At 63.9% G+C, this 12,145-nt stretch carries 10 protein-coding genes and 2 tRNA genes; 8 read left to right on the forward strand and 4 right to left on the reverse strand.

The window, feature by feature from the left end; translation table 11 throughout:
• The first annotated feature begins 6 nt into the window (after positions 1 to 6).
• Together AC0L7P_RS00580 and AC0L7P_RS00585 are read left to right on the forward strand one after the other, a co-directional pair.
• On the forward strand, positions 7 to 1,383 hold the full coding sequence (locus tag AC0L7P_RS00580; protein ID WP_473434037.1) for a DUF2793 domain-containing protein: 1,377 nt from the start codon (positions 7 to 9) through the stop codon (positions 1,381 to 1,383).
• Positions 1,380 to 2,033, forward strand: coding sequence for a hypothetical protein (locus AC0L7P_RS00585; RefSeq protein ID WP_473434038.1), 654 nt, complete (start codon positions 1,380 to 1,382; stop codon positions 2,031 to 2,033). The genes AC0L7P_RS00580 and AC0L7P_RS00585 overlap by 4 nt, the downstream gene beginning before the upstream one ends.
• A gap of 127 nt (positions 2,034 to 2,160) precedes the next feature.
• On the opposite strand, the gene AC0L7P_RS00590 is transcribed toward AC0L7P_RS00585, so the two are convergent.
• The 3 genes from AC0L7P_RS00590 to AC0L7P_RS00600 all read right to left on the reverse strand — a co-directional run bounded on the left by AC0L7P_RS00590 (position 2,161) and on the right by AC0L7P_RS00600 (position 3,734).
• A tRNA-Met gene (locus AC0L7P_RS00590) sits at positions 2,161 to 2,237 on the reverse strand.
• Positions 2,238 to 2,298: 61 nt separating this feature from the next.
• The gene (locus AC0L7P_RS00595) at positions 2,299 to 3,183 is read right to left on the reverse strand and encodes a hypothetical protein (protein ID WP_473434039.1); all 885 of its coding nucleotides are present in this window, start codon (positions 3,181 to 3,183) and stop codon (positions 2,299 to 2,301) included.
• 281 nt (positions 3,184 to 3,464) lie between these two features.
• Entirely contained in the window at positions 3,465 to 3,734 is a 270-nt protein-coding gene (locus AC0L7P_RS00600) for a hypothetical protein (RefSeq protein ID WP_473434040.1), read from the reverse strand.
• A 45-nt stretch (positions 3,735 to 3,779) separates the two neighbouring features.
• Between AC0L7P_RS00600 and AC0L7P_RS00605 the strand changes: the two genes are divergently transcribed.
• The 6 genes from AC0L7P_RS00605 to AC0L7P_RS00630 all read left to right on the forward strand — a co-directional run bounded on the left by AC0L7P_RS00605 (position 3,780) and on the right by AC0L7P_RS00630 (position 11,343).
• Complete coding sequence (locus AC0L7P_RS00605; RefSeq protein ID WP_473434041.1) at positions 3,780 to 5,066, forward strand: homoserine dehydrogenase; 1,287 nt, start codon at positions 3,780 to 3,782, stop codon at positions 5,064 to 5,066.
• A gap of 57 nt (positions 5,067 to 5,123) precedes the next feature.
• Positions 5,124 to 6,743: a CHAT domain-containing protein gene (locus AC0L7P_RS00610; protein WP_473434042.1), complete on the forward strand. Its 1,620-nt coding sequence runs from the start codon at positions 5,124 to 5,126 to the stop codon at positions 6,741 to 6,743.
• Complete coding sequence (locus AC0L7P_RS00615) at positions 6,743 to 8,242, forward strand: hypothetical protein (protein ID WP_473434043.1); 1,500 nt, start codon at positions 6,743 to 6,745, stop codon at positions 8,240 to 8,242. The genes AC0L7P_RS00610 and AC0L7P_RS00615 overlap by 1 nt, the downstream gene beginning before the upstream one ends.
• Positions 8,243 to 8,317: 75 nt before the next feature.
• Positions 8,318 to 9,283 carry a class II fructose-bisphosphatase gene (gene glpX / locus AC0L7P_RS00620; RefSeq protein WP_473434044.1) on the forward strand — a complete coding sequence of 322 codons (966 nt, stop codon included), beginning with the start codon at positions 8,318 to 8,320 and terminating at the stop codon, positions 9,281 to 9,283.
• A 128-nt stretch (positions 9,284 to 9,411) separates the two neighbouring features.
• Complete coding sequence (gene recJ / locus AC0L7P_RS00625) at positions 9,412 to 11,157, forward strand: single-stranded-DNA-specific exonuclease RecJ (protein WP_473435511.1); 1,746 nt, start codon at positions 9,412 to 9,414, stop codon at positions 11,155 to 11,157.
• Between the two features lie 111 nt (positions 11,158 to 11,268).
• Positions 11,269 to 11,343: transfer RNA gene (locus AC0L7P_RS00630), tRNA-Glu, on the forward strand.
• Between the two features lie 32 nt (positions 11,344 to 11,375).
• On the opposite strand, the gene AC0L7P_RS00635 is transcribed toward AC0L7P_RS00630, so the two are convergent.
• On the reverse strand, positions 11,376 to 12,086 hold the full coding sequence (locus AC0L7P_RS00635) for a tyrosine-type recombinase/integrase (RefSeq protein ID WP_473434045.1): 711 nt from the start codon (positions 12,084 to 12,086) through the stop codon (positions 11,376 to 11,378).
• Between the last annotated feature and the right edge of the window lie 59 nt (positions 12,087 to 12,145).

Consider the following 12,145-nt stretch of genomic DNA (forward strand, 5'->3'; position numbering starts at 1 on the left):
GGCTTCATGTCTGACCAATCTACCAATCTCCTGTTGCCGTTCATGTTGGCGGCGCAGGCGCAAAAGCATGTCACCCACAACGAGGCTTTGCGCCTTCTGGATGGCCTTGTGCAGTTGTCGGTTGTCGACCGGGATCTGACGGCACCGCCTAGGGGCCCGTCGGAGGGGGAACGATACATCGTTGGAAATTCTGCCACCGGCGCCTGGGCGGGATGGGATCAGGATGTGACGTTGTGGGCGGATGGTGTCTGGGTTCGGCTGCCGAAACGCACGGGTTGGCGGGCTTGGGTTGAGGATGAGGGCGCGCTGCTGTGCTGGGATGGTGCGGCCTGGGGGGATCTGGGTGGCACCGGCGGCACGTCTGGGGCGGATGGTGACAGCGCCTACGATATCTGGGTGACCGGCGGCGGGGTTGGTGATGAGGCGGCGTTTCTGGCCTCTCTGGTGGGTGCGGATGGCGCGGACGGTTTAGACGGCGTTGATGGTACGGACGGGGCCGATGGCACGTCTGTGACGATCCTGGGCACTTTGCCGGGCGCCGGTAGCCTGCCGAGTTCGGGCAATACCCTAGGTGATGGATACATAATTTCCGGTGATCTGCACGTTTGGGACGGGTCGGTTTGGAACAATGTAGGGCCAATCGAAGGCCCGGCGGGAGCGGATGGTGCCGACGGGGCCAGCGCCTATGATATCTGGGTGACCGGTGGCGGGGTCGGTGACGAGACGGCGTTCCTCGCCTCCCTTGTGGGCGCGGCTGGGCCTGGAGGCCCAGCCGGTGCCAAAGGTGATACGGGGGCGGATGGCGCGGATGGGGCAAAGGGGGATGCCGGGGCGGATGGTGTCTCCTTTGTCTGGCGTGGTGCCTGGGCCGCGACAACGTCCTATCTGGTGAACGACACTGTCGGCCATGCCGGGTCGAGTTATATCTGCACCGCTGATCACACGGCGGCGGCTGCATCCGAGCCGGGTGTTGGTGCGACCTGGGCGGCAAGTTGGGATCTGGTCGCTGAAAAGGCCGATCTGTCTGCTTATGGCACGCTGGGGGCCGGGCCGGTGGTTTTGGCGCGACGCAGCATCAATTCCCAGGCGGCATCCTATACGGCCGTCCTCGGTGATGAGGGCGCGGCGGTTCACATGACTGGTGCGGCGGCGTCCACCTTTACCCTGCCTGCGAACGCCTCGGTCGCATTTGCCATCGGGACCGAGATCGAGGTCGTCGCGCTGGGCGCGGGTGTGATGTCGATCACCGGTGCGGCGGGTGTGGATGTGAATGGCGTAACTGGGGGCAGCGCGGATATCGCGGCGCAGTGGCAAGGCGCGGTCGTGCGAAAATATGCCACCGACGCCTGGTTATTGATCGGTGCGGTTGGGGATGTGGCATGAGACTTATCCTTCCTGCGCATTACAACGCGGCGCGATTCAAACTCGACAACGCGGGCGGCGGCGGATCTGGGCCTTGGGCCGATCCGTTCGATGCGCCCACGGGCACTCTCGCGTTTTCGCGCTGGGCTGATGGATCGACGTCTGGAAACTCGACCACCAACTGTGATTTCTGGTCAAAGCGCGTCGGGTGGAATGGGTCAGACAAAGCGTGCCTGTGGCGCACGTCCAGTGGTTCGGGCCGGGAGGAGGTTCGCCTTGCCCATTATGATCCGCTGGCGGCAAATGAATTGATCGTCCGGTTCCAGTACACGGTCGACACCTTGGGGCCATCGAAGCTGTATCTGACCACCGGTCAGGCGTTTTTTGACCCGCTTTATGACTTCACGCTGGATCTGACGCCTGATTCGACACCGCCGGGCAGCCGCCTGTCGGGCGCGTCATCCCATGTGTCGGATGCGTGGGTGCAAGAAAATCCAGCATATCCTGATTGGTGGTGGGCGAAATTCCGCCTGAATTTAACCGGGGCGTCTGACACGGATGGCCAGATTTTCCACTACCTGACCGATCAAAACGCTGCGGGCGACGGTCTCTACGACCTTTCGAATCAAAGCATCCTTCGGGTGCAGGATTTATCATTCGAAATCGTCTGACCGGCGGCGCGACGCGCTGGGCCTTCGCACTTTGAGTTCTGACCGTGACTGGGTCGTGACTGGAATGCGATTTAATTTTTGGGTGTTTTGGGTAACCGGCGCAAGTCGTTGATCTTACGCCGGTTTTTGGTTGCGGGAGTAGGATTTGAACCTACGACCTTCAGGTTATGAGCCTGACGAGCTACCGGGCTGCTCCATCCCGCGCCAAGTTCCGGTTGTCTAAGTCAAAGCCTCGGGGACCGCAAGGGGGGCATGGCAGAAAAATTCATTTCTTTGAAACCCCCAGAACCTGTTGCCAGTACTGGCTCAGGTCTGGATAGGACCAGCGGGTTTTATAGTATTTGTAGAGGATCAGATCGCCGGGTTTGGCGTGGACAAGTTCCGCGGGTTTCAGGGATTCGCCCTGATATGACACGATCACCTGGCGTTTGCGGCGGGCCTTCACCCAGGGCAGCCGATCCTTGAGAGACGCGATGGCCAGCAGGGGCGACATATATTCCTGCGTGAACTTGATCGCGACATCCGATGGAAACACCCGCGAGACATCGCGCGTGGCGTGAGAGATAATCCGTTCGTTGCCTTCGACGTAAAGGCGCCGTGTGGCCGGGATCATGGCGTCGGGGTCTGCCAGAAATTGTGGAAAATCGACCATGAAACGTTCGGCAATCCCGTGCCAGTCTTCGACATAAAAGGCCATGACGGCCGTATTGGCCAGATAATAACGCCCGGGCGCGATGGCCCGCACCAGCGCGCGAAACCGCCAGTGCGGGATCGCGTGGCGCTGCAACATATAGACGCCGCGGTGTTGCTCAAGGCAGTCAACAAGCCGGGTCACGTCGTCTGCCACCGAACTGTCGAGATCAATGTAAAGCGTCGGCACCCCCGTCCTGAGCTGCCCCTTGAGGAACATCGACATCTTGAGGAGCGACCCGCCACGCCCCGTCATCGTGGTGACCGGAACGCCGAAATCGGGAAAGGGTTTGACCTGAACATGGGGCGAAAGATCGGTCGCGTCGTCGGTGAAACAGACGAAATCGACGGCCGCACTCGTGTGTTTGCGAATATTGTCGACAAGGCCGTTCACATATTCCGGGCCGTATTTGGTGCCCCATTTCACAAAGGCGATCTGGATCGGGCCTTGATGTTTCATTGTTGAGCGTTCCTCGTCTGGGCAATCTTCCCCGTCAATGCACTGCCATGGCGTCGGGATCAATCTCTGGCGTGGCGTGCTTTGGAATTACGCGTGTTCTGGCGGGCGGTTTGACCGGCCTTGTCGCCCGGTGCGCCATGGCGTTAATGTGGCCGCGCAAGGTGGAGCAAGGCATGGTGCGTTTTTCATTGTCGGCGGTTTTCGCGCTGGGGTTGGTCCTGACCGGCTGCGCAGGCTATCCCGATCTGGGGCCACAGCGCGCGGCGGGGGGCGCAGGGCGATTATCCCCGGCTGATTCCGCTCACCGCGCTGTTGGCCAATGCGCAAACCGGACAGTTGAGCGACCCGACCCTGTCGCGCGATCTGTCGGCCCGTGCCACCCGGTTGCGGGCAAGGGCCGCCGCCATGCGCCGCAGTGCCGTCACGCCAGAAGATCGCGCCCGGATGCGTGCCGCCGTGGCGCGCCATTCGGGATAAAGGGCCAGCGCGGGTGCGCCACCGGGTGCAATCGCCCGGGAATGCTGCTGCAATACGTTGATGCCGCTGGCCAAACAGGCTAAGCCCCGCTCGGATATTCTCAGCCACGGAGCACGCCCATGACCACTCCTCTTCGCCTTGGCATTGCGGGCCTTGGCACCGTCGGTGTCGGTGTTCTGCGTATTGTGCAGCGCCACGCCGCCCTTTTGGCCGCACGCAGCGGGCGCGACATCGTGATCACCGCCATCAGCGCGCGCAACCGCAACAAGGATCGCGGCGTGCGTCTGGGCGATTACGCATGGGAGGATGACCCTGTTGCACTGGCCGCCCGTCCTGATGTGGATGTGTTTGTCGAACTGATGGGCGGCGACAGCGGCCCCGCGCTGGCAGCGACCCGCGCCGCCATTGCGGCGGGCAAGGATGTGGTCACGGCAAACAAGGCGATGCTGGCCCACCACGGCCATTCCCTGGCCGAGGTTGCCGAGGCGGCGGGCGCCCTGATCCGGTTCGAGGCGGCGGTTGCCGGGGGTATTCCCGTGGTCAAGGCCCTGACCGAAGGTCTGGCAGGCAATGAAATGACCCGGGTGATGGGGGTGATGAACGGCACCTGCAATTACATCCTGACCCGGATGGAGGAAGACGGCCTGGGCTATAACGCCGTTTTTGCCGAGGCGGCCGATCTGGGCTATCTCGAAGCCGACCCCAACCTTGATGTGGGCGGGATCGACGCGGGGCACAAGCTGGCGCTGCTGGCCGCCATCGCCTTTGGCGTCAAGGTTGATTTCAACTCGGTCGTTCTTGAGGGGATCGAACGGATCACCATCGACGATATTCGTCAGGCGGCTGACATGGGATATCGGATCAAACTTTTGGGGGTGGCGCAGATGACGGCCCGGGGGCTGGAACAGCGGATGACGCCCTGCCTTGTGCCGGCGCAATCGCCCCTTGGGCAGCTTGAGGGCGGCATGAACATGGTGGTTCTTGAGGGCGACAGCGTGGGCCAGACGGTGCTGCGCGGCGCGGGGGCCGGTGAAGGGCCGACCGCCAGCGCGGTGATGTCCGATGTGATCGACATTGCGCGCGGCAGCCGGATTTCAACCTTTGGCCAGCCTGTCGCCACCCTGACCACCGCACAACCCGCCGTGGCCTCGACCCCCGCGCCCTATTACCTGCGCATGACCTTGCAGGACAAACCCGGCGCTTTGGCCAAGATCGCCACGGCACTGGGCGGGGCGGGCATTTCGATTCACCGGATGCGGCAATACAACCATGCCGACACCACAGCGCCGGTGCTGATCGTCACCCACAAGACCACGCGCGCCGATCTGGATGTGGCAATTGCCGCCATGGCCGATACCGGTGTTCTGGTGGGCGATCCCGTGGCCCTGCGGATCGAGGCGGTCTGAACCTGCCTGACAGTGCTTGTCACTTGACCTGTGCGGCGGTCGGGGGTTCCATTCCCCATGCGATTTGTTCTGATCCTGTGCTGTTTTCTGGGCTGTCCCGGCGTCATCCGCGCCGGGAACACCGCCCCGCAACCTGCGGCGCTGATCGCTGAAAGTTTCGAGGCGGCGCAATGGGCGCTTTTGTCGTCGGCGGGCGCGGCCATGCACCAGATGGCCCAACGGCAGGCGGCAGACAACCCCGCCCTTGCCGCGCTGATGCGCCAGCGCCAGATCACCGCACAGCGGCGCGCCCGGGCCGAGGGCGATCTTGCCGCGCTGCCGGCCACTGCGCGTGCTGGGGCGATTGAACTGTCGGGCCGGATTGATGCGCTGGGGGTGGAACTGGCCGCACTTGATAAATCCATTGCCGCGATCACCCCCGATGCCGCCGCTGAACAGCGCCCCCTGACCATCCCCGAGGTGCAGGATCTGCTGGAGCCTGACGAAGGGCTGTTGCTGTTCTTTGTGGGCGAGGAAGACACCTTCACCTGGGCGATCACCCCGCAAAAGGTCGCCTGGCGGCGCATCAGCACGGCGCGCGGTGATCTGGAACAAGCGGTCGCCAGCCTGCGCGCCTCGCTTATTCAGGCCAATACCCTGCGCAGCGGTGCGCGCCTGCGCCCGGCCACCGCGCCCCGTGGGGCCGCGTTTGACCGTACCACTGCGTCACTGCTTTATTTCGAACTGCTTGCCCCGTTCGAACCGATCCTGAAAGACGTGCGCCATCTGTTCACCATCACTGATGGCCCGCTGACGGCACTGCCCCTGTCAATCCTGATCACCGACAAACGCCTGCCCGGCGCCGACAACGACCCGGCCCAATTGCGCCGCACCGGGTGGTTCTTTCAGCGCCACGCGCTCACCACCCTGCCCAGTGTCGAGGCGTTGCAGGTGTTGCGCAACCGGCCCCACGCGGAACCGGGGGCGCGGCTGAGCTTTCTGGGGTTTGGCGACCCGAAGCTGGGCGGTGCCATCGACAGCCCCACCGAGGTGACATTCTATCGCGAAGGCGGCGGCGCCGAGGATATTCGCGCCCTTGCCCCCCTGCCCAACACCCGCGCTGAATTGCGCGCCCTGGCCCGCACCCTTGGGGCACCGCGCGATCGGGTGCTGCTGGGGGCCGAGGCCACGGAAACCGCCGTGCGCGCCGCGCCACTGGCCAGCACCGATGTGATCGCCTTTGCCACCCATGGCCTGTTGTCGGGTGATCTGCGCGGCCTTGGGGAACCGGCTTTGGTGCTGACCCCGCCCGATGCGGCACAGCCCGGCGATGACGGGCTGTTGACGGCCTCGGAAATTGCCGCGCTGGATATTCCGGCAGAATGGGTGATCCTGTCAGCCTGCAACACAGCGGGCAGCGATGGCCGCCCCGATGCCGAGGGGCTTTCGGGGTTGGCGCGGGCGTTTCTGTTTGCCGGGGCGCGCAGCCTGATCGTGTCGCACTGGCCGGTGCGCGACGATGCCGCCGCCCGCCTGACCACCGACAGTTTCGCGCGTCTGGCCGACGGGCGCGCACACCGCCGCGCCGAGGCATTGCAAGGGGCCATGCAGGCGATGCTGGACGATGAAAGCGATCCAAGTCTGGCGCACCCGGCGGCATGGGCGCCCTTTGTTCTGGTCGGTGAAGGGGGATGGTGATGCGCCGGTTTCTTCTGGTCATCGCGCTGATGCTGGCGCTGACACCTGCGGCGGCCCAGACAGATAACATCCCGCGGGATTTTGACGCGGTGATGGATGCGGTCGGCGTGGCGCTGCAATCGGGCGATTCTGACGCGCCCTTTGTGGTGCTGAACCGTGCCATCCGCACGGCCCGCGCCGAAGGGCGGCTGACCCCGGACTGGTCAATCTTTTTTGCCATGGCGGCTGATTTCGTACGCAATCAACGGGGCAACCCGGCCTTTGCGCTGGCCCTTACCGAAGAGGGGCTGGCGCTGATCGCCGGTGATCCGTCGCAAGCCGATTTCGCGGCCGCCCTGCGGGTCAGCGGGGCCTATGCCCTTGCCGATCTGGGCCGCATGGACGAGGCGGTGGCACGGGCGCGGTTGGCGCTGCCGGTGTTTCGGGCCAGTTTCGGGGATGCGGATGCCGACGAATTGCAGGGCTATGTCGATCTTTGGGCCAAGGGGGAATTGAGCGCATTCAACACATCGGCCCTTGATCTGGCCCGGGATGCCCTGTCCAAGGCCGGCGAACAGGCGGCACTGGGCGCCCACGGACAGGCGATTTCACTGGCGGGTGCGGCGATTCTGGCCGAAGGCGGGGGCCTGTCACCTGGCCATGTGCGGGCGATCAACGCCGAGGCCGAACTGCTGATTGCCGACAGTCTGCGCGCCCTGGGGCGGCGGAACGATGCGGCCAACGCCTATGTTCGCGCGATTTCACAACTGGCCCACGGGCCCTGGCAGCCCGGCGTGGCGCCCGAATGGTGGCCCGAAGCGGATGAACCCACAGGCGCCGCCCTGCTGGCCACCGCGTTTCACCGGCTTGCCGGCCTGGCGATCGAGGCGGGCGCCACCGATCTGGCCACTGCCGCGCTGAAGCAATCAACGCCGTTCGCGCGCACCCCGGACGCGCAAATCACCGGGATGCTGTATCAGGCCGTGCTGGCCGGTCGCGATGGCAACACCGACCGCGCGCTGGACATCATCGCCGACAGCCGCGCCCGCGCCAGGGCCGAAGGCGAAACCGCCACCGTGGTGATGGCCGATTTCTATGCAGCACAGGTTGCATTGTTCGCGGCCCTGCTGACGGACAACAGCGCCGACCCCGCGCCCCTGATTGCGGCTGGCGAGGCCGCTTTGGCCCATGCACGGGCCACCGGGAATCTGGATGAAACGGGGATTCTGGGCGATATGGCCCGCCACCTCAGCCGCACCGACGCCGTGCAGGCGGCGTTGGACTATGCCCGCCGGTCATTGACCCGACGCCGCGCGGCGATCAAAGCTGGCGACGGCATCGACAGCGGATTTGGCCGCGAACAGGCCCGCCGGGCGCAACGCGGCGCGCTGGAAACCTTTCTGCGCACGGCCAATGTCGCCGCCGCACAGACCGATGCGGCATGTGAGGACAGGTCGCGCTTTGCCTATTATGGTTGTGTGATTGCGGCATCCCGGTCGGATCTTAACGGTTTGCGCTAACGCGCCTTGCCAGACCCGGTGTCACACATTACGCCCTCTAGGCATCGCTCATTGCCATCACACAAGGAATTTCCGATGCCCGAGATCTCCGAATTTCACGACCGTATGCTTTCTCTTGGCCTGGCCCGGGTATCGGAAGCGGCGGCGCTTGCCTCGGCCCGGTTGATCGGGCGGGGCGATGAAAAGGCGGCGGATCAGGCGGCGGTCAACGCCATGCGCGACCAGTTGAACAAACTGGACATCGCCGGCGTGGTCGTCATCGGTGAAGGCGAACGCGACGAGGCGCCGATGCTGTTCATCGGTGAAGAGGTGGGCACCGGCAGCGGCCCTGCCGTTGACATCGCGCTGGACCCGCTGGAAGGCACCACCCTGACGGCCAAGGACATGCCCAATGCCCTGACCGTGATTGCCATGGGGCCACGGGGATCAATGTTGCACGCGCCCGACGTTTACATGGAAAAACTGGCCGTCGGCCCCGGGTTCAAGCGCGGCGTCGTCACCATGGACATGAGCCCCAGTCAGCGGGTGAGCGCGCTGGCCGCCGCCAAGGGATGCAGCACCGAGGACATCACCGTCTGCGTTCTGGAGCGTGAACGCCACGAGGACATGATCGCCGAATTGCGCACCACCGGGGCGGCGATCCGCCTGATCACCGATGGTGACGTGGCAGGGATCATCCATTGCGCCGAGGCCGAAAAGACCGGAATCGACATGTATATGGGATCGGGCGGCGCCCCCGAGGGCGTGCTGGCTGCCGCCGCGCTCAAATGCATGGGCGGGCAAATCTATGGCAAGCTGTTGTTCCGCAATGATGACGAGCGAGGCCGCGCGAAAAAGGCCGGGATCACCAATTTCGACCGGGTTTATACCCTGAACGATCTGGTAAGCGGCGACGTCATTTTTGCCGCCACCGGGGTGACCGACGGATCAGTCGTGGCCGGCATCAAGCGCGAGCCGGGGTTCCTGACCACCGAAACAATTCTGATGCGGTCGAAAACCGGATCGGTGCGGCGGATGACCTATCGCAACCCGACCCGGTAGGGGCTGGCGCCGGACGCCTTCGGCGCGAGAGTATTTTTATCAGTAAAAAGAGGGGCCGGCGCATTGCGGAATGTGGCGGCCTTTTGTTTGTCGGGGTGATCCGCTAGGGGTGCGGGATGACACAGGATATGGATGCCTTTCTCGGGGTTGAGGTCTCGCTGACCGGGCGGCGCTGGGTTGGCCCTTCGGTGGACACAGCGCGTCTGGCCGAGGCGATGGCGCAGGAAACCGGCCTGCCTGCGGCTCTTGCGGCGGTTTTGGCCCGGCGCGGTGTGGCCCCTGCCGATGCGGCGGGTTTTATGGCGCCGGCATTGCGCGATCTGTTGCCCGATCCCATGGGGTTGCGCGACATGGGCGCGGCGGCAGAGCGGTTTCTGGCCGCTGTGAACGGGCGCGAACGCATTGCGGTATTCGCCGATTACGACGTCGATGGCGGGGCTTCGGCGGCTCTGCTGCTGTGCTGGTTGCGGCAGATGGGGCGGCAGGCGACGCTGTACATCCCCGACCGGATCGACGAAGGCTATGGTCCCAACGACGAGGCCATGGCGGATCTGGCTGCGCGTCATGATCTGATTGTATGCGTCGATTGCGGGACACTTTCCCATGGGCCGATCGCGGCGGCGGTGGGGGCCGAGGTGATCGTTCTGGATCACCATCTGGGTGGGGAAACTCTGCCGGATTGCGTTGCCGTGGTGAACCCGAACCGACAGGACGAAAGTGGTGATCTGGGGCATCTCTGCGCCGCTGGTGTAGTGTTTTTGTTGCTGGTCGAGGTGAACCGCCGGTTGCGTGGGGATGGCGTTAGCGGCCCCGATCTGATGGCAATGCTTGATCTGGTGGCGCTGGCCACGGTGGCCGATGTGGCGCCGCTGATCGGGGTCAATCGGGCGCTGGTGCGTCAGGGGTTGGTGGTGATGGCGCGACGGCAGCGCCCGGGGCTGGTGGCTCTTGCCGATGTGGCAGGGATGGATGTGGCGCCCACGCCCTATCATCTGGGGTTCCTGCTTGGCCCACGGGTGAACGCCGGTGGGCGGATCGGGGCCGCGGATCTGGGGGCGCGCCTGCTGGCCACCGATGATGCCGCCGAGGCCGGCGCGTTGGCCGAAAGGCTTGACCAACTGAACACGGAACGCCGCGAGATCGAGGCCGCCGTGCGCGCCGCCGCCATGGCACAGGCCGAGGCACGGGGCGCGGACGGGCCTCTGGTCTGGGCGGCGGGGGCCGGGTGGCATCCGGGCGTGGTCGGGATCGTGGCGGCCCGGCTGAAGGAGGCCTTCGGGCGCCCTGCGGTGGTGATCGGGCTGGATGAGGCCGGGATGGGCAAAGGCTCGGGGCGGTCGGTGTCAGGCGTCGATCTGGGCGCGGCGGTGCAACGGGTGGCCAGTGAGGGGTTGCTGCTGAAAGGGGGCGGTCATCGCATGGCGGCGGGGCTGAGCGTCGCCGGGGCGCAGTTGGAACCGGCCATGGCGCGACTGGGCGAATTGCTGGCCCGGCAGGGGGCAGGGATGGGCGGGCGCGAGGACCTGCGACTGGATGCTGTGCTGATGCCGGGCGCCGCAACGCCCGAGTTGATCGGGCAGATCGAACAGGCGGGGCCGTTCGGAATGGGCGCCCCCGCGCCGCGCTTTGCCTTTCCCGATTGTGCGATCCACGCCGCGCGCCGGGTGGGGGACAGCCATCTCAAGATCACCTTCGGCGATGGCATGGGGCCGCGAATCGATGCCATATGTTTCGGGGCTTATGATGGGCCGCTGGGGGGCGCACTGGAACGTCACGGCGGAGCACGGTTTCACCTGACAGGGCGGCTGGAAATCAACCATTGGGGCGGTCGCAGCCGCGCGCAATTGCGCCTGGATGACGCCGCACCGGCGTGATCCGGCCCTCTCACGCGCCCGGTTGGTTCCATGCGAAATATTTTCGTACTTTTACGCAGAATTCCACTTGCCCTTCCTCCACAGTTTCCCTAGACAGCCCGCACCGACAGTGGCCCGTTCGTCTATCGGTTAGGACGCCAGGTTTTCAACCTGGAAAGAGGGGTTCGATTCCCCTACGGGCTGCCACTTCCACTCGAAAATTGTTGTGTTTCATTGGGTTAATCCTCGTGGTTGCTAACCCTGTCAGGGTGGTTAGCAAATTTCGTGTTTCCATTCGTCTGTTGAAGCTTGTCCAATGCATTGTCAGCAAGCCGTATTTGGTCGGATTTTTGCGTGTAGCGCCGCACTTCCGCATCAGATTTGTGGCCGGTAATAGATTTAATCTCATGCAATGTGCAGCCTGCTTCGGCCAAACGCACAGAACATGCCTTACGTAGGCCATGGGATGTACACTTAGGCAAACCAGCCTCATCGCATCGCTTCCGCATCCAGTTGCCAAAGCCAGCAACCGAGAACGGTTTGCCGTACTCTGTTGCTACAAATGCAGGCGCATCCTTTGATACCCCTTCAATTGCAACTTTGAGTTCTGATGCCAAAGGGATCATTAGCGGGGTGTTCGTCTTTTGCTGTATGACCGAAATTCTGCCGTCGGAAACATCCTTCCATCCCATTCGCGCAACATCACACTTGCGTTGCCCCGTGCAGAGCAAGAGCATCAACGCAAGGTGCGCTTTGGTTCCGGGTGGGTGTCTAGCAGAAAATTGCGCAATTTCAGCTTCCGTCCAAGTGTGATAGCCCTCACCCTTCGATTTGTAGCCTTTTATCCCAGCCATGGGGTTTACGGAAATCATCTCAATTTCCACTGCATAGTTCAGAAGCATACGCAGTCGCTTCAAAAGATTATTTGCCGCCTCAGGTCGCTCACTCATGCGCCCAAGTATGGCGAGGGCGTGCTTCCGCTCGAACTCCCCTGTCAATGAGCGTTCAA

It is taken from the genome of Oceaniglobus sp. K40-3 (assembly GCF_055808395.1).

What these genes read in the sequence shown, in the direction of transcription:
- AC0L7P_RS00595 (WP_473434039.1), bottom strand. Translation starts at nt 3,183, where the DNA reads ATGAAACATCAAGGCCCGATCCAGATCGCCTTTGTGAAATGGGGCACC.
- AC0L7P_RS00580 (WP_473434037.1), top strand. Translation starts at nt 7, where the DNA reads ATGTCTGACCAATCTACCAATCTCCTGTTGCCGTTCATGTTGGCGGCG.
- glpX (WP_473434044.1), top strand. Translation starts at nt 8,318, where the DNA reads ATGCCCGAGATCTCCGAATTTCACGACCGTATGCTTTCTCTTGGCCTG.
- AC0L7P_RS00585 (WP_473434038.1), top strand. Translation starts at nt 1,380, where the DNA reads ATGAGACTTATCCTTCCTGCGCATTACAACGCGGCGCGATTCAAACTC.
- AC0L7P_RS00635 (WP_473434045.1), bottom strand. Translation starts at nt 12,086, where the DNA reads ATGAGTGAGCGACCTGAGGCGGCAAATAATCTTTTGAAGCGACTGCGT.
- AC0L7P_RS00615 (WP_473434043.1), top strand. Translation starts at nt 6,743, where the DNA reads ATGCGCCGGTTTCTTCTGGTCATCGCGCTGATGCTGGCGCTGACACCT.
- recJ (WP_473435511.1), top strand. Translation starts at nt 9,412, where the DNA reads ATGGATGCCTTTCTCGGGGTTGAGGTCTCGCTGACCGGGCGGCGCTGG.
- AC0L7P_RS00610 (WP_473434042.1), top strand. Translation starts at nt 5,124, where the DNA reads ATGCGATTTGTTCTGATCCTGTGCTGTTTTCTGGGCTGTCCCGGCGTC.
- AC0L7P_RS00605 (WP_473434041.1), top strand. Translation starts at nt 3,780, where the DNA reads ATGACCACTCCTCTTCGCCTTGGCATTGCGGGCCTTGGCACCGTCGGT.